At 71.7% G+C, this 24,795-nt stretch carries 24 protein-coding genes; 11 read left to right on the top strand and 13 right to left on the bottom strand.

Features of this window, described 5'->3' with window-relative positions; all coding sequences use genetic code 11:
- Positions 1–24 precede the first annotated feature (24 nt).
- Positions 25–1,296: a M6 family metalloprotease domain-containing protein gene (locus ACFZDI_RS25435; RefSeq protein WP_391253888.1), complete on the bottom strand. Its 1,272-nt coding sequence runs from the start codon at positions 1,294–1,296 to the stop codon at positions 25–27.
- Between the two features lie 382 nt (positions 1,297–1,678).
- Here ACFZDI_RS25435 and ACFZDI_RS25430 point away from each other — a divergent pair, with 382 nt between their 5' ends.
- Both ACFZDI_RS25430 and ACFZDI_RS25425 read left to right on the top strand, forming a co-directional pair.
- Positions 1,679–2,323 carry a TetR/AcrR family transcriptional regulator gene (locus tag ACFZDI_RS25430; RefSeq protein WP_234850295.1) on the top strand — a complete coding sequence of 215 codons (645 nt, stop codon included), beginning with the start codon at positions 1,679–1,681 and terminating at the stop codon, positions 2,321–2,323.
- 208 nt (positions 2,324–2,531) lie between these two features.
- On the top strand, positions 2,532–4,073 hold the full coding sequence (locus tag ACFZDI_RS25425) for an MFS transporter (protein ID WP_234850296.1): 1,542 nt from the start codon (positions 2,532–2,534) through the stop codon (positions 4,071–4,073).
- Between the two features lie 86 nt (positions 4,074–4,159).
- Here the strand turns inward: ACFZDI_RS25425 and ACFZDI_RS25420 are convergent, their stop codons facing one another.
- A complete protein-coding gene (locus ACFZDI_RS25420) occupies positions 4,160–4,693 on the bottom strand; it encodes a MarR family winged helix-turn-helix transcriptional regulator (protein WP_234850297.1) in 534 nt (177 codons plus the stop codon).
- A 90-nt stretch (positions 4,694–4,783) separates the two neighbouring features.
- Here ACFZDI_RS25420 and ACFZDI_RS25415 point away from each other — a divergent pair, with 90 nt between their 5' ends.
- On the top strand, positions 4,784–5,569 hold the full coding sequence (locus ACFZDI_RS25415; RefSeq protein ID WP_391253459.1) for a dioxygenase: 786 nt from the start codon (positions 4,784–4,786) through the stop codon (positions 5,567–5,569).
- Positions 5,570–5,594: 25 nt separating this feature from the next.
- On the opposite strand, the gene ACFZDI_RS25410 is transcribed toward ACFZDI_RS25415, so the two are convergent.
- Entirely contained in the window at positions 5,595–6,113 is a 519-nt protein-coding gene (locus ACFZDI_RS25410) for a GNAT family N-acetyltransferase (RefSeq protein WP_391253457.1), read from the bottom strand.
- 194 nt (positions 6,114–6,307) lie between these two features.
- On the opposite strand from ACFZDI_RS25410, the gene ACFZDI_RS25405 reads away from it, so the two are divergent.
- Positions 6,308–7,306, top strand: a complete 999-nt coding sequence (locus ACFZDI_RS25405; RefSeq protein WP_234850300.1) for an RNA polymerase sigma factor RpoD/SigA — start codon at positions 6,308–6,310, stop codon at positions 7,304–7,306.
- 428 nt (positions 7,307–7,734) lie between these two features.
- The gene (locus ACFZDI_RS25400) at positions 7,735–8,487 is read left to right on the top strand and encodes a TetR family transcriptional regulator (RefSeq protein WP_391253455.1); all 753 of its coding nucleotides are present in this window, start codon (positions 7,735–7,737) and stop codon (positions 8,485–8,487) included.
- Positions 8,488–8,591: 104 nt separating this feature from the next.
- Here ACFZDI_RS25400 and ACFZDI_RS25395 read toward each other — a convergent pair whose 3' ends face one another.
- Positions 8,592–9,575 (bottom strand): YafY family protein, encoded by a 984-nt coding sequence (locus tag ACFZDI_RS25395; protein WP_234850302.1) that lies wholly within the window; start codon positions 9,573–9,575, stop codon positions 8,592–8,594.
- Positions 9,576–9,637: 62 nt separating this feature from the next.
- On the opposite strand from ACFZDI_RS25395, the gene ACFZDI_RS25390 reads away from it, so the two are divergent.
- The 5 genes from ACFZDI_RS25390 to ACFZDI_RS25370 all read left to right on the top strand — a co-directional run bounded on the left by ACFZDI_RS25390 (position 9,638) and on the right by ACFZDI_RS25370 (position 15,557).
- Positions 9,638–11,143, top strand: coding sequence for an MFS transporter (locus tag ACFZDI_RS25390; RefSeq protein ID WP_234850303.1), 1,506 nt, complete (start codon positions 9,638–9,640; stop codon positions 11,141–11,143).
- Positions 11,144–11,363: 220 nt separating this feature from the next.
- The gene (locus ACFZDI_RS25385; RefSeq protein WP_234850304.1) at positions 11,364–12,125 is read left to right on the top strand and encodes a DeoR/GlpR family DNA-binding transcription regulator; all 762 of its coding nucleotides are present in this window, start codon (positions 11,364–11,366) and stop codon (positions 12,123–12,125) included.
- A complete protein-coding gene (pfkB, locus tag ACFZDI_RS25380; protein ID WP_391253452.1) occupies positions 12,122–13,069 on the top strand; it encodes a 1-phosphofructokinase in 948 nt (315 codons plus the stop codon). Before ACFZDI_RS25385 ends, pfkB begins: the two co-directional genes overlap by 4 nt.
- A gap of 151 nt (positions 13,070–13,220) precedes the next feature.
- Positions 13,221–15,281: a fructose-specific PTS transporter subunit EIIC gene (locus tag ACFZDI_RS25375; RefSeq protein WP_234850536.1), complete on the top strand. Its 2,061-nt coding sequence runs from the start codon at positions 13,221–13,223 to the stop codon at positions 15,279–15,281.
- A gap of 117 nt (positions 15,282–15,398) precedes the next feature.
- Entirely contained in the window at positions 15,399–15,557 is a 159-nt protein-coding gene (locus tag ACFZDI_RS25370) for a hypothetical protein (protein WP_391253450.1), read from the top strand.
- A 34-nt stretch (positions 15,558–15,591) separates the two neighbouring features.
- Here the strand turns inward: ACFZDI_RS25370 and ACFZDI_RS25365 are convergent, their stop codons facing one another.
- The 4 genes from ACFZDI_RS25365 to ACFZDI_RS25350 all read right to left on the bottom strand — a co-directional run bounded on the left by ACFZDI_RS25365 (position 15,592) and on the right by ACFZDI_RS25350 (position 20,250).
- The gene (locus tag ACFZDI_RS25365) at positions 15,592–16,338 is read right to left on the bottom strand and encodes a DUF6227 family protein (protein ID WP_391253448.1); all 747 of its coding nucleotides are present in this window, start codon (positions 16,336–16,338) and stop codon (positions 15,592–15,594) included.
- A gap of 191 nt (positions 16,339–16,529) precedes the next feature.
- On the bottom strand, positions 16,530–17,747 hold the full coding sequence (locus tag ACFZDI_RS25360) for an Ig-like domain-containing protein (RefSeq protein ID WP_391253446.1): 1,218 nt from the start codon (positions 17,745–17,747) through the stop codon (positions 16,530–16,532).
- Between the two features lie 166 nt (positions 17,748–17,913).
- Positions 17,914–18,942: a P1 family peptidase gene (locus tag ACFZDI_RS25355; RefSeq protein WP_391253444.1), complete on the bottom strand. Its 1,029-nt coding sequence runs from the start codon at positions 18,940–18,942 to the stop codon at positions 17,914–17,916.
- A 75-nt stretch (positions 18,943–19,017) separates the two neighbouring features.
- Positions 19,018–20,250, bottom strand: coding sequence for a low temperature requirement protein A (locus ACFZDI_RS25350; protein WP_234850532.1), 1,233 nt, complete (start codon positions 20,248–20,250; stop codon positions 19,018–19,020).
- A 56-nt stretch (positions 20,251–20,306) separates the two neighbouring features.
- On the opposite strand from ACFZDI_RS25350, the gene ACFZDI_RS25345 reads away from it, so the two are divergent.
- Positions 20,307–20,486, top strand: coding sequence for a hypothetical protein (locus tag ACFZDI_RS25345; RefSeq protein ID WP_234850531.1), 180 nt, complete (start codon positions 20,307–20,309; stop codon positions 20,484–20,486).
- Between the two features lie 127 nt (positions 20,487–20,613).
- Here the strand turns inward: ACFZDI_RS25345 and mscL are convergent, their stop codons facing one another.
- The 5 genes from mscL to ACFZDI_RS25320 all read right to left on the bottom strand — a co-directional run bounded on the left by mscL (position 20,614) and on the right by ACFZDI_RS25320 (position 24,628).
- Positions 20,614–21,072, bottom strand: coding sequence for a large conductance mechanosensitive channel protein MscL (gene mscL / locus ACFZDI_RS25340; RefSeq protein ID WP_234850530.1), 459 nt, complete (start codon positions 21,070–21,072; stop codon positions 20,614–20,616).
- A 96-nt stretch (positions 21,073–21,168) separates the two neighbouring features.
- A complete protein-coding gene (locus tag ACFZDI_RS25335; protein WP_391253442.1) occupies positions 21,169–21,666 on the bottom strand; it encodes a hypothetical protein in 498 nt (165 codons plus the stop codon).
- Positions 21,667–22,013: 347 nt separating this feature from the next.
- Positions 22,014–22,874 (bottom strand): S-methyl-5'-thioadenosine phosphorylase, encoded by an 861-nt coding sequence (locus ACFZDI_RS25330; RefSeq protein ID WP_391253440.1) that lies wholly within the window; start codon positions 22,872–22,874, stop codon positions 22,014–22,016.
- Between the two features lie 76 nt (positions 22,875–22,950).
- The gene (locus ACFZDI_RS25325) at positions 22,951–23,268 is read right to left on the bottom strand and encodes an FmdB family zinc ribbon protein (RefSeq protein WP_391253438.1); all 318 of its coding nucleotides are present in this window, start codon (positions 23,266–23,268) and stop codon (positions 22,951–22,953) included.
- 67 nt (positions 23,269–23,335) lie between these two features.
- A complete protein-coding gene (locus tag ACFZDI_RS25320) occupies positions 23,336–24,628 on the bottom strand; it encodes an MFS transporter (protein WP_234850526.1) in 1,293 nt (430 codons plus the stop codon).
- Between the last annotated feature and the right edge of the window lie 167 nt (positions 24,629–24,795).

The following is a 24,795-nucleotide window of genomic DNA, read 5'->3' as shown; positions in this document are numbered from 1 at the left end:
CGCCTCACCCCTACGCCGCGCCCCCTACCGCCTCGTGACCCGCACCCGATACTCCCCGCCCCCCTCCACCCCCGCCCCCGCCACTCCGACCCCCGCCCCCACCACCTCGATCGTGATCCCCCGGCCCGCGTCCCGGAACGTCTCCCCGGGGATGTACGGCGCGTCGGACAGATCCGCGTGGACGTTCGGGGCGCGGGTGCAGCCGTCGCTGTCCCGGCGGGAGTCAGTGACGGTGACCGGGCCCATGCCCGTGTCCACCTCCGCGTCGACCCTGTAGATCAGGACGCCCGGGCGGCACACCGCCTCGTCGTTGCCGGCGCGGGTGCGCAGTTCGACGGCGTAGCCGGTCCTGCCGTCCAGGGGGACGAAGACGAGTTTGGAACCACCGGCCTTCGCCAGGGGCGTCAGGGTGTACTCCGTGGTGCCGGGGGACGACGCGCAGTGGACCTGGGCGGCGTCGAGCCAGCCCAGTTTCCACTTGTGCCAGCCGAGGAAGTCGTTGTTGGCGCCCCAGTCCTCGCTCATGATGTCCCAGTGGCCGACCGCGCCCCCGCCCTCCGCGGTGTACAGGTCGGGCAGGCCGAAGACGTGGCCGTTCTCGTGGGGGAGGACGCGGTAGCCGGTGCGGTCGTAGGAGCCGGAGCCGTCGTCCTGGCGGGAGTAGACGAACGAGGCGTTGGCCACGGGGACGCCGTCGGCGACCGGGGCGTCCGGGTTGCCGGCGAAGGTGACGGACAGGACCGTGTCCAGGGCGGACGGGCCGGCGTTGGGGCTCACCAGGACGTTCAGCAGGTCGTACGCGCGGAAGTCCACCTCCGGGTCGGCCTCGGCGATGAGGTCCTGGACGAGGGTGCGGTAGCCGGGTTCGAACGGAGCCCCGCGCTCTATGCCGTACTCCCGGAAGGACTTCGGCATCCGCAGCCAGCCGGGAATGGGGGTTTCGGGGCGGTAGTCGAGGCGGCCGTAGGAGCTGGTGCGGAACCACTCGCGGGTCTGCGGGAAGAACTCGCGGAAGCGGTCCTGGGCGTCGCCCTCGCCGGGGGCGTCCGAGAAGTCGATCATCAGGGTGAGGGCGCGGACGGTGCCGGTGGAGCGGGCGTAGCCGGTGGAGGTCGGGATGCCCTCGGACATCTGGATCTCGCGGGCGCCGCGGATCATGCAGGGGCCGTGCGCGGGGGTGTGGGACAGGACGATCGGGCCCGCTCCCGCGGTACTGGTGCCCGGGGTGAGCCCGCCCGTTCCGGCCGAGGTGCTGACCGTGAAGGTCAGGGCGGTCACGCAGACCAGCGCGGCCAGGCGCCGCCCGGGTATTCGGTGACGGGGCGGCCCCGTGCCGTCCGGGCGGGGGTGCCGGGGCTGCGGCCGTATGCAAGGGACCTGCAAGGGACCTCCCGCGCCACGGCAGCCTCCCGTCTCCGGCTGCACCCTTCCGATCACCCTGCGTCGCCGGGTGGGGCCACGCGCGCTGGAGGAGACCGATCGTGGGTTTCTCGTCAGTAGCCGTCAGCGGCGGGCCGGGGTTCGGGGCGCGAGCGGCTTGTGGGACAGGTCACAAAGAATTTTCGCGGGAGCGGGAAATACCGGGGACCTACTCCCCGTTTAGCCATGTGTCCGACCGAAACGGGGACCCGCTCCCCGGATCGAAGCACCAGCCGCTTTCCACCACCAGGAGTACGCCGTGCAGACCGCCAGCCCCGAAGCGCGCAAGGTGCCCCGGCCTCGCGCCGACGCCCTGCGCAACCGGGAGCGGATCGTCACCGCCGCCCGGGAGATGTTCGTCGAGCACGGCCCCGAGGTGCCGCTCGACGAGATCGCCCGCCGGGCCGGCGTCGGCAACGCCACGGTGTACCGCAACTTCCCGGACCGCGACGCACTCGTCCGCGAGGTCGTCTGCTCGGTCATGGACCGCACGGCCGCGGCCGCCGAGGCCGCCCTCACGGAGACCGGCGACGCGTTCGAGGCGCTGGAGCGCTTCGTGCACGCCGCCGCCGACGAGCGGATCAGCGCGCTGTGCCCGATGGTCTCCAGCACGTTCGACCAGCACCACCCGGATCTGGAGGCCGCTCGCGAACGGGTCGAGCGGCTGATCGCGGAGGTCATGGACCGCGCCAGGTCGGCCGGACAGCTCCGGTCCGACGTGGACGTGGGGGACGTCATGATCGCCGTGGCCCAGCTCAGCCGGCCCCCGGCCGGCACGGATTGCTTCCGGGCCGACCGTTTCGTCCACCGCCATCTTCAGCTGTTCCTGGACGGACTGCGGGCTCCCGCCCGCTCCGTCCTGCCGGGTGCGGCCGTGACTCTGGAGGATCTGCGTCGGCCCTGACGACCCGCCCCGACCCACCTGCCCTGACCGACCCGCCCGGACCTCTCGAAGACGTCCGGTCGCCTCAGCCCGATGAGTTCAGGCCGCCCCACCCGTCTGAACCCTGAACGGCGGTTCCTGCACCACAGTCCCTGCGGCCGTCCGGCGTGGACGGGCCGTCACCTTTCGACAGCTTCTTCCGTCACGAAGTCCCGAAGTGGGTATCCCCATGTCTGAAACAGCCTCGAAGACCCTCGGCACACCGGTCAGAGAACCGGACGCCAACCGCTGGAAAGCGCTCGTCTTCATCGCCCTGGCCCAGCTGATGGTCGTCCTGGACGCCACCATCGTGAACATCGCCCTGCCCTCCGCGCAGCAGGACCTCGGCATCTCCGACGGCAACCGGCAGTGGGTCGTCACCGCCTATGCCCTCGCCTTCGGCGGTCTGCTCCTGTTCGGCGGCCGGATAGCCGACCTGTGGGGCCGCAAGCGGGCGTTCGTCCTCGGGCTCGGCGGTTTCGCCGCGGCCTCCGCGCTCGGCGGGGCGGCCACCAACGAGGCGATGATGTTCGGCGCCCGTGCGCTCCAGGGCGCCTTCGGAGCGCTGCTCGCGCCCGCCGCGCTCTCCCTGCTCGCGGTGATGTTCACCGACGCCAAGGAGCGCGCCAAGGCGTTCGGCATCTACGGCGCGATCGCCGGCGGTGGCGGCGCGGTCGGTCTGATCCTGGGCGGCTTCCTCACCGAGTACCTGGACTGGCGCTGGACGTTCTTCGTGAACATCCCGTTCGCCATCGTCGCCGCGGCCGGCGCGTACTTCGTCATCCGTGAGCCGGAGGGCGGCCGCAACCGCTCCCCGCTCGACATCCCCGGCGTGATCCTGTCCACCCTCGGCCTGGTCGCCCTCGTCTACGGCTTCACGCGCGCCGAGTCGAACGGCTGGGACGACTCCGTCACCATCGGCATGTTCGTCGCCTCGGCCGTGCTGCTGGCGTCCTTCGTGCTCGTCGAGTCGAAGGTCAAGGCCCCGCTGCTGCCGCTGCGCGTGGTCACCGAGCGCAACCGCGGCGGGATCTACCTCTCCCTCGGTCTCGCGATCATCGCGATGTTCGGCCTGTTCCTCTTCCTGACCTACTACCTGCAGATCGTGAAGGGCTACTCGCCGGTCAAGACCGGGTTCGCCTTCCTGCCGATGATCGCGGGCATGATCACGGGCTCCACGCAGATCGGCACCCGCCTGATGACCCGGGTCGCGCCGCGCCTGCTGATGGGCCCCGGCTTCCTGGTCGCCGCGCTCGGCATGCTGCTGCTGACCCAGCTGGAGATCGGCTCCTCGTACGCCGCCCTGCTGCTGCCCGCGATGCTGCTGCTGGGGCTCGGCATGGGTACGGCGTTCATGCCGGCCATGTCGATGGCCACCCAGGGCGTCGAGGCGCGGGACGCCGGTGTCGCCTCCGCGATGGTCAACACCTCGCAGCAGGTGGGCGGCGCGATCGGCACGGCCCTGCTGAACACCATCGCCGCCTCCGCGACCACGGCGTACGTCGCCGATCACATCGCCGGGGCGACCAGCCGGTCCCAGCAGCAGCTGGTCCAGCTGGAGGCCATGGTGCAGGGCTACACCAGCGCCATCTGGTTCGCCGTCGGCATCCTCGTGGTGGCCGCCGCGATCGCCCTGACGTTCGTCAACGCCGGGCGCCCGGGCGGTACGACGGTGGCGTCCTCCGGCGAGGACGCGGCGGACGAGGTGCAGATCCCGGTCGTCGCTCACTGACGCCCGCGCACCGCACCCCTTCGGGCCACCCGTAGGCACGAGGAAGGGGACGCCTCGGGCCTACGGAATCCAGGACCTGCCCCGGCTCAGCGGAGCCAGGGCAGGTCCGCACCCGCTTCGGCCGGCTGAAGTCCCTCGGCGATGATCCGCATGATCTCGCCGAGGGACTTCTGCTGTTCCGCCGACAGGCGGTCGAAGACGGCCTGCCGTACCGCCTCCACGTGCCCGGGCGCCGTCTGCCGCAGCACGTGCAGGCCCTCGTCCGTGAGGACGGCGAACTGGCCCCGCTTGTCGTCGGGGCAGTCCTCCCGGCGCACCCAGCCGCTCTTCTCCAGGCGCGCGATCGCGTGCGAGAGCCGGGAGCGGGTGATCTTCGCCAGCATCGCCAGCTCGGTCATGCGCAGCCTGCGCCGCGGCGCCTCGGCGAGCTTGACCAGAAGGCCGTAATAGACGTGCGGCATGCCCGCGTCACGCTGCAGCTGACGGTCGAGATGGTCGTCGAGGAGGGTGGCGCCCTCCATGAACCAGCGCCAGACGCGCTGCTCCTCGTCGGTGAGCCAGCGCGGCTCCTGGGGGCTGGCGGGCGAGCCGGTCGTCGGTGCGGATGCGGGTGCCTTCATGTGTTCCACTCTACGCGGGCTCTCCTTGAACTTTAAACAAATGGCCCGTACAGTTTTGTCAGGGAACCACGTTTCGGAAGGAGCCGCAGCATGTCCGCCGCCACCCAGGAGCGCATGCCCGCTCTGTACCTCAGTCACGGAGCGCCGCCCCTGGCCGACGACCCGGTCTGGCCCGGTGAACTGGCCGCTTGGTCCGCCGGTCTGCCGCGCCCCAAGGCCGTCCTGATCGTCTCCGCCCACTGGGAGGAGGCCCCGCTCGCCCTCGGCGCGACCGAGACCGTCCCGCTCGTCTACGACTTCTGGGGCTTCCCCGAGCACTACTACCGGGTGAAGTACGACGCCCCCGGCGCACCGGAGCTCGCGGAGTCCGTGCGTAAACTGCTGCGCGCTCCCGGCATCCCCGTCCAGGACGTCCCCGACCGCGGCCTCGACCACGGCGCTTACGTCCCGCTGGTCGAGATGTACCCGGAAGCCGACCTCCCGGTCCTCCAGGTGTCCATGCCGACGCTCGACCCGGTCCGGCTCATGGAGATCGGCCGCAAGCTCGCCCCCCTGCGGGACGAGGGCGTGCTCATCGTCGGCTCCGGCTTCTTCACCCACAACCTGGCCGCGCTCCGGCAGGGCGGCATCCCCGCCTGGTCGGCCGAGTTCGACGACTGGGGCCGGCGGGCGCTGGAGGCCCGTGACGTGGACGCGCTGCTGGACTTCATCCGCAAGTCGCCCGCGGGGCAGCTCGCCCACCCGCGCACCGAGCACTTCGCCCCGCTCTTCGTGACCATGGGCGCGGCCGACGCCACCGGTGAGCTGGACGCGCAGAAGTCCGTGATCGACGGGTTCTGGATGGGGCTGGCGAAGCGGTCGGTCCAGTTCGGCTGAGGCGGGCGGGCCCGTGGACGGGCGCCTACAGCGGCTTCTCGTACCAGGCCACGTCCCAGTACCGGCCGAACTTGCGGCCGACCTCCCGGAACGTGCCGGCGTGCCGGAATCCGAAGCGCTCGTGCAGCCGCGCCGACGCCTCGTTCGGCAGTGCGATGCCCGCGTAGGCGCGGTGCAGATCCTCGCCGGCCAGGGCCTCGAAGAGGGCCGTGTAGAGGAGCGAGCCGACGCCGCGTCCGCCGGCGCCCGGGGCGACGTACACGGTCGTTTCCACGGAGGTCGCATAAGCGGGCTTCATGCGGAAAGGGCTGGAAGTGGAGTAGCCCAGGAGGTGCTGTGTCTCCGGCTCCGTGGCAACCATCAGGCGGTGCGGCCCGTCTTCAGGGTGGGAGAGCAGCCAAGGGCGGCGCTCCTCCGGAGTGAAGATCGCGGTATCGAATGTGATCGCCGTCTCACGTACATAGTGGTTGTAGAGGGCCGTGAGGGCCTCGAGGTCATCCTCGGCTCCCGGCCTGACCTGCACCTCTGTGGACTGCGACGGCATCGGGCCTCCTCATGTGGCCGGGCAGGATACTGCATGATCAGAAAAATCGGGGGCCCGGTTGGGAATTCTGTCCTGATTCCAGTCGTTGTTTCCATCGGATGCAGGGCACCCGAGGAGAGTCCGGAGAGTCCCGGAAGACGGAGTCCAGCGTCCGAAGGACCACCCGCTGACCTCACCATCGCAAGGGAGCTCGCATGGCAACCCGTGCCGTCGCCCGTCGTCAGTCCGCCACCGGCGAGACGGCCGACGCGGCAAGCAGTGTTCGCGCCCATGGCGGCGAGATCGCCGACCGCGACCTGGTCGGCATGTACCTCGACGAGATCGCGCGTACGCCGCTGCTCGACGCCGCCAAGGAGGTCGAGCTGTCGCAAATCATCGAAGCGGGTGTGTTCGCCCAGCAGATCCTCGACGGCCTGGAGGAGAACAAGGCCGGGGCCTCGCCCGAGGAACTGCAGGCCCTGGTCGACGAGAGCGAGCGCGCGAAGGACATCTTCATCCGCTCCAATCTGCGTCTGGTCGTCGCCGTCGCCCGCCGCTACCCCCGCAGCGGCCTGCCGCTGCTGGACCTGATCCAGGAGGGCAACGCCGGCCTGGTGCGCGCGGTCGAGAAGTTCGACTACCGCAAGGGTTTCAAGTTCTCCACGTACGCCACGTGGTGGATCCGGCAGGCCATCACCCGGTCCATAGCCGACCAGTCCCGCACGATCCGCCTGCCCGTCCACCTCGTGGAGGAGCTCGGCCGGATCCGCCGGGTGCAGCGCGAGTTCAACCGCGAGCACGGCCGGGAACCGGAGCCCGCGGAGATCGCCGCCGAGCTCGGCTCGACGCCCGAGCGCGTGACCGACGTGCTCGACTGGGCGCGTGACCCGGTCTCGCTGAACATGTCGGTGGATGACGAGGGCGAGACCCAGTTCGGAGACCTCCTGGAGGACACGTCGGCGGTGTCGCCCGAGCAGTCGGTGCTCACGCTGCTGCGCAGCGAGGAGCTGGACGACCTGATCGGCCGGCTCGACCAGCGCACGGCGTCGATCATCAAGATGCGCTACGGCATCGAGGACGGCCGGGAGCGCACGCTGACCGAGGTCGGCAAGGAGCACGGCCTGACCCGCGAGCGCATCCGGCAGATCGAGAAGCACGCGCTGCTGGAGCTGAAGAAGCTGGCCCGCAGCACCGGCTTCGACGCGGCGGCGTAACCCTTCGGGTCCCCTGGGCCCGGCGGCGGACACCGGTGCCATCCGGTGAGCGTCCGGGCGTACGACGCGTCCCACACCCAGTGGGTGACGGACCGTGTGCGCCCGGGGGGCACCGCGTACGCCGGGTGGCGAAAGACCGCGCAAACATGGCGATGTAACGCCGCTTCAATCCGCGGACTCAGGGAACAAGACTTCTGGGTCCACCAGTTCGGACCCGGGGCCACACCCCCTGGGCCCCCCGACAAGCCACGTCCCGTCGCACTCCCCCCGGCGGCCGGGACTTTCCCCGAGGCCGGGCTTCGGCGTCCTTCCCCCCGGACGCCGGGGCCCGGCTCTCGTTCCGTCTGGAAAGCGGGCCACCCCGTACCTGAACCACGGGGTGGCCCGCCAGATGGCAGATTGTGTCACATGGGCATAGCCTGCCGGGCGTGAGCAGCACCACCCCGCCCCCGCCTCCGACCTCGCTGACCGAGCGGCGGAAGGCAGAAACACGTAGGGAGATCGCCCGGGCGGCAGCCGGTCTCTTCGTACGGCACGGTCTGCGCGCCACCCGCGCGGAGGACATCGCCCAGGCCGCCGGTATCGCCCCGCGCACCTTCTACCGGTACTTCGCCACCAAGGAGGAGGCCGTCGCCCCGCTCTACGCGACCGGCGCCGAGCGCTGGGTGGAGGCGGTGCGGGCCGCTCCCTCCGACGCCGGTGTGCTGCGGGCACTGGAGGAAGGGGTGCGGCACACCCTCACCCCGGGATTCTCCGTCTCGGCGTCCTCCTGGGAGTGGGTGCGCACGCTCCTGCGCCTGGCCGAGGCGACCCCGTCCCTGTGCCGGGTGTGGGCGGAGGTGTGCCGGGCGTCCGAGCGGCGTCTGGGGGAGGTGCTGGCGGAACGGGTGACACGTGCGGGAGCGCCGGCGGTGACCACGGCGGTGTTCGAGGCAGACGGTGGGGCAGTAGGCGGGGCAGTGGTCGTGGCTCCGGGCAGTGACGACAACGTTGCCGTGGCCGGGGAGCCGCCCGCGCTCACCCCCGAGCTGCGCTTCGCCGCCGCCGTGGCCAGCGCCGCCGTACGGGCCGCCCTGGAGGCCTGGGCCGCGGGGGACGGGCCCGTCGACGGGCCGGACGGCCCGGCGGAACTCGCCCTGCGCAATCTCGCGGCCCTGCGGGACTTCCCCTGGGGGCGGTGACGCGAGGGCCCTGGGGGGACGATGGTGCGACGGTCCCTGGGGCGATGGCGTGACGGCCGCGGCGGACGGTGCGCGGCGGCCCCGAGGGAAGGTGACGCGACGGCTCACACCCCGTCCGCATCCGGTGCCCCGGCCGCCCTGCTCAACCGGGCCCCCAATTCCCGGACCGCCGTCACGAGTTCTTCCGGCCGGTGCACCACGAAGTCGCACTCCAGCATCGCGAGCCGGAACGCCACCCACTGCACGGCGTCCCCGGCGGACCCCCGCAGCCGGCAACGGCCCTCGTCCAACGGCTCGGGTGTGCCCAGCCAGCCGGGCACCCGGGCGGCGATGAAGTCGGCCGGTGCGGCGAACGTGACCTCGAACTCGTAGGACTGGTGCTGACGTTGCATCGAACGCCGCAGGAACTCCGCCGCGTTCCCCGTCGGCAGTTCGCGCGGTACGAACCTCGCCCCGGTCGCGAACGGCTCGCTGACCCGGTCGACGCGGAACGTGCGCCAGTCGTCCCGGTCGATGTCGTACGCCACCAGGTACCAGCGGCGGCCCGTGGACACCAGCCGGTAGGGCTCCGTCAGACGCCGTGACCCGGTGCCGTCGGCGGCCCGGTAGGCGAACCGCAGCCGCTCGTGACCGGCCACCGTCGAGGCCATGACGGTCAGGGTCTCGGGCGCGATGCTCGGACCGTCACCACTGGTCAGCGGCGTGGTCGCGGCCTGGAGGGTGGTCACGCGGTGGCGCAGCCGGCCCGGCAGGACCTGCTCCAGCTTGGCCAGCGCCCGCACCGAGGCCTCGTCCAGGCCCTCCACCGCGTGCCCCGCCCCGGCGCGCAGCCCCACCGCGATGGCAACGGCCTCCTCGTCGTCGAGCACCAGCGGCGGCATGGCCTTGCCCGCGACCAGCCGGTAGCCGCCGTCGGCGCCCTTGGTCGCCTGCACGGGGTAGCCGAGCTCGCGCAGCCGGTCGATGTCCCGCCGCACCGTGCGACGGGACACCCCGAGCCGCTCGGAGAGCTCGCCGCCGGGCCATTCGCGGGGCGTCTGGAGGAGGGAGAGGAGCGTCAGCAGCCGGGCCGGAGTATCCGTCGTCATACCGACGAGGATGCCGCACCACTAGGACACGATCTGACCTAGTGGGGGTCTAACTTCGACGCATGAACTCCACCGACACCACCCTCGGCACGGCGGGCGGCGGGACCGACCGCCGGCGCTGGTTCGCCCTCGCGATCGTGATGACCGCGGCCTTCATGGACCTCGTCGACGTGACCATCGTCAACATCGCCATCCCGTCGATCCAGCGCGAGGCGGGCGCGTCCTTCAGCCAGATCCAGTGGATCACCGCCGGATACGCCCTCGCCTTCGCCGCCGGTCTCATCACCGGCGGGCGGCTCGGCGACATCCACGGGCGCAAGCGGATCTTCCTCGTCGGCATCGGCGGGTTCACGGTCGCCTCCGCGCTGTGCGGGCTCGCGGTGAACCCGGAGATGCTGGTCGCCTCGCGGTTCCTCCAGGGCGGCATGGCGGCGCTGATGGTGCCGCAGGTGCTGTCGATCGTGCACGCGACCTTCCCGGCGCACGAGCGGGGCAAGGTGTTCGGGCTGTTCGGCGCGGTCGTCGGCCTCGGGGCCGTGTCCGGTCCGCTGCTCGGCGCGCTGCTGACCGAGTGGAACCTGTTCGGCTGGGAGTGGCGGTCGATCTTCCTGATCAACCTGCCCGTCGGTGTCGCCGGTCTGATCCTCGGCAGCCGCTTCATCACCGAGTCCAAGGCGCCGCGCGCCCTGAAGCTGGACCTGGTGGGCGTCGCGCTGGTGACGCTGGGTCTGCTGATGCTGATCTATCCGCTGACCCGCGGCCGTGAGCTGGGCTGGCCGGTGTGGGGCTACGTCTCGATGGCCGGCTCGCTCGTCGTCCTCGCGGCGCTGGTGGCCTACGAGAGGCGCAAGACCGCGCGGGACGGCTCCCCGCTCGTCGAGCTGTCCCTGTTCAGGGTCAAGAGCTTCGCGGCCGGGATCGCCGTGCAGACCGTCTTCGGTGTCGCACTCGGTGTGTTCTTCCTGGTGTGGACGCTGTACATGCAGATCGGGCTGGGCTGGAGCCCGCTGAAGGCGGGGCTGACCGGGGTGCCGTTCTCGATCGCCGTGTCGGTGGCGGCCGGGATGTCGGTGCAGAAGCTGGTCCCGCGCTTCGGACGCAAGGTGCTCCAGGCGGGTGCGCTGGTGATGGCGGCCGGGGTGCTGCTCTACATCTGGGAGTCCGGGCACTACGGCCTGGACATAGCTCCCTGGCAGATGGCGCTCCCGCTCGTCGTCATGGGCGTGGGCATGGGTCTGATCGTCGCGCCGCTGACCGACGCGATCCTCTCGGAGGTGCCGCGTGAGCACGCCGGTTCGGCGTCGGGCCTGATCAACACGGTGCAGCAGATGGGCAACGCGCTGGGCCTCGGGCTGGTGTCGGTGGTGTTCTTCGGTTCGATCTCCGACCACCTGCGGCCCGAGCAGATCGGTCCGGCCTTCGCGGACGCCTTCCAGAACGCGCTCGGCTGGGTCGCCGCGGTGATGGGCACCATCTTCCTGCTGATGTTCGCGCTGCCGAAGCGGCCCGCGCAGCATGTGGAAGGCGGACAGGAGCCGGTGGGGGAGAAGGAACCGGCGCTGGTCTGAGCGCACAGGACGGGCCCGGCACCTCGGTGCCGGGCTCGTTCGCGTTTCCGCGCTCAGGGCGTTGCGCGTGTTCCGCGCTCAGGGCGTCCCGCTCCCCACACCCTCCGCTTGCGCTTTCCGCTCATGCCCGATTGGGTCCGAACCTGTTTACTTTGCGGAAATCTCGGCGTAGCCTCCCGCTGAAACCACACGTTCGGGCATGAGGCGGAGGCGAACGGACATGTACGCACCGGAGCGGCAGCAGGAGATCCTCCGGCTCGCCCGTGATGGCGGCCGAGTGGATGTCGTGTCGCTGGCCGAGGAGTTCCAGGTGACGGCGGAGACGATCCGCCGGGATCTGAAGGCCCTCGACCGCGCAGGTCTGGTCCGCCGGGTGCACGGCGGGGCCATCCCGGCGGGGCGCCTCGACTTCGAGCCGGACCTCGCCGAGCGCGAGACGACCGCCGCCGACGAGAAGGACGGCATCGCCAAGGCGGCCCTCGCGGAACTGCCGACCGAGGGCACGGTGATCCTCGACGCCGGGACGACGGTCGCCCGGATGGCCGCCGCCCTCCCCCTGGAGGCCTCCCTCACCGTCGTCACGCACAGCCTGCCCATCGCGGCCCGCCTCGCCGACCACCCCGGCATCCAGCTCCACCTCATCGGGGGGCGCGTACGGCACCGCACGCGCGCCGCCGTGGACGCCTGGGCGCTGCGGGCGTACGGCGAGATCCGCGCCGACGTGGTGTTCGTGGCCGCCAACGGCTTCTCCGCGGAACACGGCCTGACCACCCCCGACCTCGCCGAGGCCGCCGTGAAGCGGGCGGCCGTGGCCGCCGCCCGCCGGGTGGTGCTGCTCGCCGACTCCTCCAAGCACGGCCAGGAGCACTTCGCCCGCTTCGGCGACCTGAGCGATGTGGACCTGCTGATCACCGACAGCGGGCTGAGCCCCGAAGACGCCGTCGCGATCGAGCGCGGCGGCACGGAAGTAGTGCGCGCATGATCCTCACCGTCACCCCCAACCCGTCCCTGGACCGCACCTACGAGGTGCCGTCCCTCGACCGCGGCGAGGTCATCCGCGCCACCGGCGAGCGGATGGACCCGGGCGGCAAGGGCGTGAACGTCTCGCGCGCCGTCGCCGCGGCCGGACAGCGCACGGTGGCGGTCCTGCCCCTGGGTGGCGCCCCCGGCGCACTCGTCGCCGATCTGCTCGACCAGCAGGGCATCGAGGTCGCGCCCGTCCCGGTCGCCGGGGCCACCCGCTCCAACATCGCCCTGGCCGAGGCGGACGGCGTCCTGACGAAGATCAACGCACCCGGCCCCGAACTGTCCGGCGCCGAGCGCGAACTGCTGCTGGAGACCGTGCGGCAGCAGTCCCGCGACGCCGCCTGGATCGCCTGCTGCGGCAGCCTCCCGCGCGGACTCGCCCCCTCCTGGTACGCCGAGCTGGTCGCCCGCGCGCACGCCGCCGGGGCAAGGATCGCCCTGGACACCTCCGGGCCCGCGCTGCTCGCGGCCCTGCGCGAGCGGCCCGACGTGGTCAAGCCCAACGCCGAGGAGCTCTCCGAGGCCGTGGGCCGTCCCCTCGCCACCGTCGGTGACGCCGTGAAGGCCGCCGAGGAACTGCGCGAGATGGGCGCCCGGGCCGTCCTCGCCAGCCTCGGCGCCGACGGGCAGCTGTTCGTCTCCCACGAGGGCGCCTGGTTCGGCAGCGCGCGGGTGGCCGCGGTCCGCAGCAACGTGGGCGCCGGTGACTCCTCCCTCGCCGGTTTCCTGATCGCCGGCGGCAACGGCCCCGAGGCCCTGGCCTCCGCGGTCGCGCACGGCGCGGCGGCCGTCCAGCTGCCCGGCAGTGTGATGCCGACGCCGGGCGACCTGGACCCGGCAGCGGTCACCGTCACGGCCGAGGTGCCGGCGGACCGTGTGCTGAAGGAGCCGGTGTCATGACGTTCGAGGAGCAGCGCGCACCCACGCGCGGGCGGGCCCCCTCCCCGTTACTCACGGGCCTTGCCGCCACCCCCGTCACCCCCCACCGCACCCCCGTCCCCCTCCCCGCCCACCCCTCCCCCCGGGCGATACGCGTGCTAAGGAGCCCGCGATGAGCGACATGATCACGGCGGACCTGGTCGACCTCGGCCTGTCCGCCGACACCAAGGAAGCGGCGGCCCGTGCGCTCGCCGAGCGCATGGTGGCCCTGGGCCGGGTGACCGACCTGGAGGGCTTCCTCGCCGATGTGGCGGCCCGCGAGGCCCAGATGCCGACCGGCCTCGACGGCGGCATCGGCATCCCGCACTGCCGCAGCGAGCACGTCACCGAACCGACGCTCGCCTTCGGCCGCAGCGCCGAGGGCATCGACTTCGGCGCCCCGGACGGCCCCGCCGACCTGATCTTCCTGATCGCCGCGCCGGCCGGTGCGGACGACGCCCATCTGACGATCCTGTCCTCGCTGGCCCGGCAGCTGATGAACAGCGAGTTCACCGACGCCCTGCGCGCGGTGGGCGACGCGTCGGCCGCGGCAGCCCTGATCCGCGGCGACGAGCCGGACACCCCCGCACCCGCGGGTTCCGAAGACCCCGTGGCGTCGGCGGGAGCGGCCTCTCCCGCCGCCGCCACGGTCACCGCCGAAGCCGGCGGCACCACGGAAGGCGGGGACGAGGGGCGGCCGTTCCGGATCGTCGCCGTCACCTCCTGTCCCACCGGCATCGCCCACACCTACATGGCGGCCGAGTCACTGGAGAACGCCGGCCGCGAGGCGGGCGTCGAACTCACTGTCGAGCCCCAGGGATCGGCCGGTTTCACCCGCCTCGACCCGCAGGTCATCGCCGCGGCGGACGCCGTGATCTTCGCCCATGACGTGCCCGTACGGGAGAAGGAGCGGTTCGCCGGCAAGCCCACCGTCGACGTCGGGGTGAAGGCGGGCATCAACCGCGCCGCCGAACTCATCACCGAGGTCCGCGAGAAGGCCGCACGCGGCGAAGTCACCTCCGGGTCCGCACCGGCCACTCCCGTGGAGCGCGCGGGGGAGTCCGGCGAGGGCTACGGCACCAAGCTGCGCAAGTGGCTGATGTCCGGCGTGAGTTACATGGTGCCGTTCGTCGCAGCCGGCGGTCTCCTCATCGCCCTCGGCTTCGCGATCGGCGGCTACAAGATCAACAAGGCCCCGTCGGTGATGGACCACTTCCTGTGGACGCAGGCCGACAGCTGGGCGGCCCTGCTCTTCCAGATCGGCGGCGTCGCCTTCGGCTTCCTCGTCCCGGTCCTGGCCGGTTACATCGCCTACGGCATGGCCGACCGGCCCGGCATCGTGCCCGGCTTCGTCGGCGGCATGATCGCGTTCAACATCAACGCCGGCTTCCTCGGCGGCCTGGCGGCCGGTCTGATCGCCGGTGGCGTCGTGATGGCGATCCAGAAGGTGAACGTCCCGGTAGCGCTGCGCGGCATCATGCCCGTGGTGGTGATCCCGCTGATCTCCTCGGCGATCGTCGGGTTCCTGATGTTCGTCGTCATCGGCAAGCCCATCGCCGAGGCCCAGAAGGGCATGACCGACTGGCTCAACGGCCTGTCCGGCAGCAACGCCGTCCTGCTCGGCACCCTCCTCGGCCTGATGATGTGCTTCGACCTCGGCGGCCCCGTCAACAAGGTCGCCTACACCTTCGCCACGGCCGGTATCGCCGTGGCCAGCCCCAGTGACTCGGCGATGAAGATCATGGCCTCGGTGATGGCGGCCGGCATGGTCCCGCCCCTGGCCATGGCCCTGGCCACGACCGTGCGCGGCAAGCTCTTCACCCAGACCGAGCGCGAGAACGGCAAGGCCGCCTGGGTGCTCGGCGCCTCCTTCATCTCCGAGGGCGCGATCCCCTTCGCCGCGGCCGACCCGCTGCGCGTCATCCCGGCCTCCATGGCGGGCGGCGCGGTCACCGGCGCCCTGTCGATGGCCTTCGGCGCCACCCTGCGCGCCCCGCACGGCGGCATCTTCGTGGTCCCGCTGATCGGCAACCCGTTGCTCTACCTGGTCGCCATCGCAGCCGGTGTCTGCGTCACGACGGCCCTGGTCGTCGTCCTGAAGGGCATGCGCAAGCCGGCCCCGGGCGCCGCGGCGGCCTCCGGCGCGGACGGCGAGGTCCGCACGGCCGAGACGAAGCAGCCCGTCGCGGCCTGAAGGGCCCTGCGGTTCGCCCCATTCGGGGTGTGTGAACCGTTCATGCCACCTGCGAGATAGATCACGAAAATCACGGCCCGGGGCCATGGCCCCGGGCCGTGGTGTCTACTGGGGCGCATGCCCGAGCACGTCTCCCGATGGCCCGAAGGCCACCCTCTTCCCGCCCTCCCGCAGCAGCGGCAGACGGGCTCCCGGTCGGAATCCGTGGAGCTGACCGCCGAGGAGAGAGACGCGTTCGCCGCGCTGGCGCGTCGGTTCGGCGACGGACGCGCCTGAGACCTGCCCTTCGGGGCGGGCCGAGGGGCGGCGCTCAGGACAGCTGCGCCGCCCGCCGCTCCATCGCCTCGCGCGCCGCGTCCTCGCTCGTGTACACCTCACACATGTGCCGCCCGTCCGGCGTCGCCGTGTGCTCGACCTCCCAGAGGGAGATCTCGTCGCCGTCGCGCAGCAGGAACGCGTGCTCGTAGAGCGAGAAGCCCAGTTGCGCCCGGCCCGCACGGCACGGCCGGCCGAAAGCCTGCGTGATCTGATATCCGGACGCCGTGGCGAGCAGAGCCGCCGTCTCCGCGCCCGGCCGGTCCGCGTTCTCCGCCCGGCGCAGTAACCTGCGCGCGTGGTCCGCCGAATCCTCCGCGGCGTACGCGTGCCGGGGCGCCGGGATCGGTGACAGCTGCACCGTCACCGGCAGTTCGAAGTCGGGCGTGTCCGGCGGCAGCGGCAGCCGCGCGGTGGCGGCACGCAACTCCTCCTCGTCGGCGTACACCTCGTGATGCGGTTCGCTGCCAGGCGCGGTGTTGTGGACGAGCTCCCACAGGGTGAGCGCCGAACCGTCGGCGAGCAGCCACGTGTGTCGGTAGGTCTCCCGGTGCAGGCCCGCGCTGTGGTGCGCGGAGTGCAGCGAACCGTCGTGCGCCAGCGCGCAGTCCAGGCGCCTGATCGCCTCGTCCGGTAGCTCGAAGGAGTTCAGGGCGCGGCCGAGGAGTCGCGCGAGGTGCTCCTCCGGAGTCTCGGGCGAGTCGTGGGGTTCGTACGGTGCCGTCTCGTACGGAACGCTCAAGGTTTCTCCCGGCGTTGCTGCATGTCACCTTGTGGGTGCATACCGTAGCCCCTCGGTCGGACATCATGCCCGGGGAACCGAGAAAACGCACGTCGGGGAAACGCCCGGGCCGCGCGAGAAGTTCCCGCGCGGCCCGGTCGGTCCGTCAAAAACCCCAGTTGGGGCGGTCGTTCAGATGGGCGTCGCGCCGGTCAGGAAGCGCTGTCCGCGGTCCACTGGCTCCACGCCATGTTCCAGCCGTTGAGGCCGTTGTCCGGCGTCACCGTCTTGTCGGGGGAGTTCTTCACGATCACCACGTCCCCGATGAGGGAGTTGTCGTAGAACCACTTGGCGGACGTGCTGCCCCCCGCGCCCTGGACGTCGGCGAGACCCACACAGCCGTGGCTGGTGCCCTCACGACCGAAGGGCGGGTTGCCCTTGTTGTACCAGTAGTTGCCGTGGATGAACGTGCCCGACGTCGTCAGGCGCATCGCGTGCGGCACGTCCGGGATGTCGTACTCGCCGCCCAGCCCGACCGTCCGGCTGTTCATCCGGGTCTGGACGAACTTCTCGGAGATCACCATCTGCCCGTTGTATGTGGTGTGCTCCGGGCTGCCCGCCGAGATCGGGACCGACTTGACGGTCTTGCCGTCCCGAACCACCGTCATCGTCTGGGTGTTGACGTCGACCGTGGAGACCTGCGAACGGCCCACCGTGAAGGTGACCGTCTTCTTCTGCACGCCGTAGACGCCGTCCGCGCCCTCGACCCCGTCCAGGTCGATGTTCATCGTGACCTTGGAGCCGGCCTTCCAGTACTCCTCCGGCCGGAAGTCCAGCCGCTGCCCGTTGAACCAGTGCCCCACGACCTGCTGTCCGCTGCTGGACGTCACCTTGATGTGCGACTGCACGGCCTTGCGGGCGGTGATGGCCTTGTCGAAGGTGAACGACACCGGCATGCCCACACCGACGGTCGTGCCGTTGTCCGGCGTGTACGTCCCGATGAAGCTGTTCGACGACGACACCGTGGTGAAGATCGAGTTGGCCGCGGCCGTCCGGCCGTCCTCGTCCTGGGCGGTCGCCGATATCTGGTACTTGGTCCCGCGCTCCAGCTGCTCCTTCGGCTTCCACGCCTTGCCGTCACCGGAAATCGAGCCCTCGACGGCCTGGCCGCTGCCCGCCACCGTCATCTTCACGTCGGTCAGCTTCCCGTCGCTGACCTTCACGCCCGTCTTGTTGATGGACGCGCCGGTCGAGCCGTCCTTCGCCGAGATGGCGATCTTCGCGACGGACGTCTTGCCACCGCCCTTGCCGCCCTTCGCGTCGTCCTTGGCGTTGGCGCTGCCACCGCAGGCGGTGAGCGTCAGGGCGCCGACCATCAGGGCGGCACAGGCCCCCAGAGTGCGCCGCGCTGAAATGTTCGGCGTTGTCACGGGCTGCTCCCAGTTCGTGTGATGTCGCGTGATCCGCTCCGGTACGTGGGAGAAGAGGGAGCGGGGAACCGGTCGGGTTCCGTCCGTTCCCCATGAAGGCCGTCACGTGACAGAACCGCGACAAATTCCGGGACCGCTGTGCATCCGCTGTGCGCCGCGGGCCTGTTCAACGGCCCGGGTACAGCTCCCCGTACGACGGCCACGCCCCGCCCGGCCCGTCGACCGGCTCGGCGGCCCGCACGGCCCGCACGATCGCGCGCGTCACCACGTCCGCGCCCGCCGCCAGGACCTCGTTCAGGGCGAGCGGGTCCGCGGCGTCCAGGGCGCGGTCGCCGGTCGCCAGTGTGAACACCGTGTCCCCGTCGTTGAGGAGATGCACCGGACGCACCGCACGGGCGATGCCGTCGTGCGCCGTGCCGGCCAGCTTCTGCGCCTGCGCCTTGGACAGATCCGCGTCCGTGGCGACCACCGCGAGCGTGGTGTTCAGCGGCGGCGTCGCGCTCCTCGCGGCCGTCTCGGCGAGACGCCGCCGCGCCGCCGCGTGGACCTCCGCGTCCGGATACCGCACCCGCCCCTGGAACAACTCCCCGTACAACACCCCCGTCTCCGGATCCACCGTCGATCCCGCCGCGTTGGCCACCACCAGCGCGGCCACCGTGATGCCCGAACCGAGCACCGTGCTCGCGCTGCCGACACCGCCCTTCACCACCCCGACCACGGCTCCCGTGCCCGCGCCCACGCACCCCTGGGGCACCTGGGCGCCGGCTTCGCTCGCCGCGGCCGCCTCCACCGCGGCCCGGCCGGTGGCGGCATCGGGCCGGGCCCGGAAGTCACCGCCCCGCCCCAGGTCGAAGACACACGCGGCGGGCACCACCGGCACCACGTGCGCCGGATCCGTCCCGACCCGGATCCCGCGCCGCCGCTCCTCCAGCCAGGCCATCACCCCCGACGCGGCGTCGAGCCCGTAGGCACTGCCACCGGTCAGCACGACCGCCTCGACCTTGCGCACCACGTTGCGCGGATCCAGCGCGTCCGTCTCCTTGGTGCCGGGCCCGCCGCCCCGCACGTCCACGGCGGCCACCGCCCCGCCCTCCGGGGCGAGGACGACCGTGGTGCCGGTGAGCCAACCGTCGCCGGTGCGTGTCGCGTGCCCGACCCGCAGGCCGGCGACATCCGTCAGAGCGTCAACTGTCATGAGTCCCAGTGTCGTCCAGCGGTCGGACCCGCAGGACGCACCGAGGCCGTCGGCGGGGCCGGATCGCCGTCGTACTCACCCGGTGCGGGTCACCGGCCTGCTCTCCCTGGCGGCCGGCCGCGCCGCGAGGGTCTCTCCGGCCACCACCGACAGCGCGCAGACCAGGCCCGCCGCGAACACCGCCCAGTCGCCCAGGAACGTGCAGCAGATCACCAGCAGGGCCGTCGTCGGCAGCACCAGCTGCTGGGTGATGCCCCGCTTGAAGTGGCGCGAGTGCAGGACCCACACCGTGAGCAGGTACAGAGCCGTCGGCAGGGTCACGGCCGCCGACGCTGACAGCGTGGAGATGTGCGCCTTGCCGACCGTCTGCTCCACCGCCACCTCCAGTCCGGCCCCGATCGCCGCCGCGGAGGCGAACACCAGGTAGTGGCCGTAGCCCCACAGGAACGCCTGGCGGTTGGACCGCAGATGGCCGTGGATGGGCACCACGAAGTAGATCCACCAGGCGGCGAAGATGATCAGCAGGCCGCCCGCCGCGATGGGGAGGAGCTCGCCCAGCGCGTCGTTCTCGTCGATGCCGGACTTCACCGCGACCGTGGCCGCCGCGATCGTCTCGCCGAGCACGATGATGGTGAACAGTCCGTACCGCTCCGCGATGTGACGGGGATGCCAGGAAGTGGAATGGCCCCTCTCCGCGAGGGGCGGCACGCACATCTCCAGCAGTGCCATCACCAGGAACCACCAGGGCCGGGCCCCCTCGGGCAGGAACAGCAGCCCCAGCCAGCCGACCTGGCACGCCAGGATGCCGCCGGCGTAGCGCAGGGCCGTCGTGCGCTCCGGGCCCCGACCGGCGCGGGCCGCCCGCAGCCACTGCGACGCCATGGCCACCCGCATGATCGCGTAGCCCAGCCAGACGACGAGGTACTCGTGCTCCTCGAACGCCCGCGAGACCCCCGCCGCGAGGACCAGCACACCCGCGATCTGCACCAGGGTGACGACCCGGTACAGCACGTCGTCGTTGTCGTACGCCGAGGCGAACCAGGTGAAGTTCATCCACGCCCACCACAGGGCGAAGAACACCATCGCGTAGTCGAGGATCCCCTGGCCCGCGTGCCCCTCGGCGACGGAGTGCACCAGCTCGATGCCCGCCTGGGCGACGGCCACGACAAAGCACAGGTCGAAGAAGAGCTCCAGTGGCGAGGCCGTGCGATGCGCCTCGTCGCGGCCACGGGCCCGGAGCGTGCGCAGTGGCCCCCGGCCGCCGGGCGCGCCGGAGGGGACGGGCGGGGGAGCGGGGCTGGACGTCATGCGTCCCAGCACAGCAGAAGGCACGGGGAATTTCTCCGCGAACGTACCCTGGTTGCATGAGTACCGTCCCCGGCCCCGAGCCGCGTGAGCCGAAGCCCGCGCTGGTCTTCGACGACCCGCTCGACCAGCAGTCCTCCGACGACACCGACCGCGGCTGGGGCGAGCGCACCGACTCCGGCGGCGGCGCGGCGGACCTCAAGCGCTTCCTGGACGAAAAGCCGCCCCACCACATCTGAGACGAGAAGCCGCCCCACCACATCTGAGACGAGAAGCCGCCCCACCACCTCCGAAACGGCCGGGCGGCCTCCCGGAACGGCTTCCGAGCTGTCCGGGCCCGGTTGCGGGCTGCCGCCCCAAGCGCCGCTACTGCCGGTCGTGGCCCGAGCCGCGCTGGGCGACCAGGGCGTCCCGGATCTCCTTCAGGACCTCCAGCTCGGTCACCTCGATGATCTCCTGCGTGCCCTCCTTCGCCTTCCGGCGCGCCTCCTGCCGGGCCAGGTACTTCGCCATGGGCAGGACCATCAGGAAGTAGACGACCGCAGCCGTGATGACGAAGCTCAGCGCGGCGCCCAGCACGGAACCCCAGAGGATCTGGATGCCCTTCTCGCCCTCGCAGCTCGAGCTCAGGCACGAGCTGTAGTGGTCGAGGTTCTTGGTCCCGATGGCTCCGACGACCGGGTTGATGATCCCCTTCACCACGGCGTTGACGATGTTGGTGAAGGCGGCACCGATCACCACCGCCACCGCCAGATCGACGACGTTCCCGCGCATCAGGAAGGCCTTGAAACCCTGCAGGACGCTCGGTTCCTTCTTCTCGCTCACCTCGGAGCGTCTCCTCACACGAGCAGCTTGTGGAATAAAACGCTCCGCAACCTACGTCAACGACGGGCCGGACCGGGAACCTGGGTCCCTCCTGCTTCACCACAATGTCACCGCCAACCGCCCGGTGGCCCCGGCACCGGCCAGCCGCGCGGCGGTGGCCCGCGGCACCGACAGCACCACCAGCGCCCCGCTCCCGCCCGCGTCGTCCACGGGCTCCGGCACCTTCGTCACCCGGGCCCCGCGCGCCACCACCTCGGCATCGCCACCCGGCACCGCCCCCTCGGCGGCGATGACGTCGACCCGGTCCCCGGGCCGCAGCAGCCGCACGGTGGCGGCGTCGGAGATCCGGACCGGGGCCGTCACCGACCCCGCGGCAGGGCGCGTCCGCGCGGGGCGCTGACCGGGCAGCGACGTCGTGTGTGCGGGCGGCCGGGCCCGGGGATGACCACGGGCCCCCTCGCTGTCGCGTGGACCCGCCGCCACGAGTGCGGTCGCGGTGACCGCGAGGCCGACGGCGATGGCCCGCCGCCGCTGCCGGACGAGCCGGCCGGAGCGGTGACCGCCGCGCACCCGCACCGGGTCGAACCACGGCACCTCACGGGTCGCGGGGACCTCCGCCCCCGGCGGACCCGAGGCGAGCGACCAGGAGGGAGGCGAAGGAGAAGAAGGAGCACATGCAGAAGAAGACGGGGAAGAAGGGGAAGAAAGGGAAGAAGACAGGGCCGAGGAACGAGCGAACGGCACGGGGACCACCACCTGCGACGAGGGACCGGCTTGCGCTCCCCACGATGAGGCTTCGCGCCACCGCCCGCTCCGGCCTGTGGACCCACCGCCGACCTGTGGACAACTCCCTCACCCGAACGAGACGCTCCACCAGCCCCGACGGACCCGCCACCCCCCTCCCCCCTCCCCGTTCCCCACGGCGCCCCCGCCCCCAGGGCTTACGGCAGCACGAACCCCGGATCCATCCCACCCAGCGCATTCACACACAGACAGTCCCGCTCGCCCTCCCCGGGCAACCCGGCCACCGCATCGAAGAGCACCCCCCGCAGCCGCTCCACATTCGCCGCGAACACCCGCAGCACCTCGTCGTGCGAGACCCCCTCACCCGTCTCCGCACCCGCGTCGAGGTCGGTGACCAGGGTCAGGGACGTGTAGCAGAGCTCCAGCTCACGGGCGAGCGCCGCCTCGGGATGGCCGGTCATGCCCACCACCGACCAGCCCTGCGCCTGGTGCCACAAGGATTCCGCCCGGGTCGAGAACCGCGGCCCCTCGACGACGACGAGCGTGCCGCCGTCCACCGGCTCCCAGTCCCGGCCGCGCGCCGCCTTCAGCGCGACGGCCCGCCCGGTGGGGCAGTAGGGGTCGGCCAGCGACACGTGCACCACGTTCGGCACCGAGCCGTCCGGCAGCGGCAGCCCGTCGAAGTAGGTGCCCACGCGGGACTTCGTGCGGTCGACCAGCTGGTCCGGAACGAGCAGCGTGCCCGGTCCGTACTCCGGGCGCAGGCCGCCCACGGCGCACGGGGCGAGGACCTGGCGCACGCCGACCGAGCGCAGCGCCCACAGGTTGGAGCGGTAGTTGATCCGGTGCGGCGGCAGGTGGTGGCCCCGTCCGTGCCGCGGCAGGAAGGCGACCCGGCGGCCGGCGACGTCGCCGAGGAAGAGGGAGTCGCTGGGCGGCCCGTACGGGGTGTCGACCTGGATCTCGGTCACGTCGTCGAGGAAGGAGTAGAACCCCGAGCCGCCGATGACGCCGATCGCGGCGCCTGCCTGCTCCGTCACGTTCGCCTTGTTCGCCATGCCCGCACCCTAACCGCACGCGGAAACGGCGAGGACCCCGTCGCCCCAGGGCGACAGGGTCCCGTAAGAAAAGGCCTTACGCGGCGGTGGTGCTGCTGGAGGAGGAGCTGCCGGTGCTCGACGACGAGCTCGACGAGCCGGAGTCGGAGGACGACGAGCTCGAGGACGAGGACGAGGCGCTCGACGACTTCGCCGCCGGGGAGCTGCTCGACGAGGAGCCGCGGCTGTCGTTCCGGTAGAAGCCGGAGCCCTTGAAGACAATGCCGACCGCCGAGAACACCTTCTTCAGGCGGCCCTGGCAGTTGGGGCACTCGGTCAGGGCGTCGTCGGTGAACTTCTGCACCGCCTCGAGGCCCTCGCCGCACTCGGTGCACTGGTACTGGTAGGTGGGCACTGTCTTCCTCCTGGCACTCTCACTCGATGAGTGCTAACGACGATCCATAGTGACGTATTCCGGCCGCTCAGTCCACTGCCACCGGCACGCGGTGACCCACGCCACGTGCGACGGTCCGGCCGTTGCCCCGCGCCACCAGCCGGGAACGCAGGGCCAGGAGGGTCACCAGGGCCAGCACCGTGCCGCCCATCGGCACCAGGAAACCGGCACCCGACCAGAAGCGGTCCTCCAGCTGTCCGGCGACCGTGACGGCGGCGGCCTGGCCCAGCGCGACCGCTCCGGTCAGCCAGGTGAAGGCCTCCGTGCGGGCTCCGGCCGGGACCAGACCCTCGACCAGGGTGTATCCGGTGATCAGCGCGGGCGCGATGCACATGCCGACCAGCAGGCCGAGGCCGGCGAGGACCAGCACCGAGTGGGCGGCCCACAGGCCCGAGGCGGTGAGGGCGAGCGCCGTGTAGCCGATGACCAGGCGTCGCTGCGGGGCCGCCTTCCAGGCGACCGCGCCGCAGACCACGCCGGAGAGCATGTTGCCCGCGGCGAAGACGCCGTAGAGGACGCCGTTCAGGCCCGGTTCGCCGATCGACTCGGTGAACGCCGCCAGGGAGACCTGCATGCCGCCGAAGACGGTGCCGATGCCCAGGAAGGTCACGATCAGCACGCGCACCCCGGGGACGCGCAGGGCCGAAGCGTGCTCCACGCGCGCGTGCCCGCTGCCGGCGACGGAGGGCTGGGTGCTCTTCTGCGCGGCGAACAACAGGCCGCCGATCAGGGTCAGCGAGGCCTCGGTGACGAGTCCGGCGGCCGGGTCGACGGCCGTGCACAGGGCGGTGGCCAGCAGGGGGCCGACCACGAAGGTCAGTTCGTCCGTGACGGACTCGAAGGCGGCCGCGGTGGTCATCAGCGGAGAGTCCTTGAGCTTGACGCCCCAGCGGGCCCGCACCATGGGGCCGACCTGCGGCACCGAGGCGCCGGTCGGCACGGCCGCCGCGAACACCGCCCACAGGGGCGCGTCCAGCAGGGCGAGCGCCGTGAGCGTCAGCCCGGCGACCGCGTGCAGCAGCACTCCCGGGATCAGTACGGCGCGCTGCCCGTAGCGGTCGGCGAGGCGGCCGCTGTAGGGGGCGAACAGGGCCATGGAGACACCGGTGACGGCCGCGGCGGCGCCCGCCGCTCCGTAGGAGCCGGTGGTGTGCTGCACCAGCAGCACGATGGAGATCGTCAGCATCGCGAACGGCTGGCGCGCCGCGAAGCCGGGGAGCAGGAACGTCCAGGCGCCGCGGGTGCGCAGCAGCCGGCCGTATCCCGGGCGGGCGGAAGCCGTCGGGTTCTCCGACGCCTTCGAGGTGACCGTGGACTCCACGGCCCGTGCCTTTCTGCCGCCTGGTAGCGCGGCCCCGTAGCGGGCGGCGCCGAGAGCTGTCCTCTTGCGCGGAACTGCGGTAGATGCCGGGGCCCGGTGAGGAGGGGTGTCCCGACCGCCATACGGTCGCGCCAGCTCTGCGTCAGGCAGAGTTGGTTCGATCTGGG

This window comes from Streptomyces sp. NPDC007907 (assembly GCF_042959365.1).
Classification (GTDB): Bacteria; Actinomycetota; Actinomycetes; order Streptomycetales; family Streptomycetaceae; genus Streptomyces; species Streptomyces indiaensis.
Note: the sequence above shows the minus strand (reverse complement) of the source record. Positions and strands in the feature narration are given on the sequence as shown.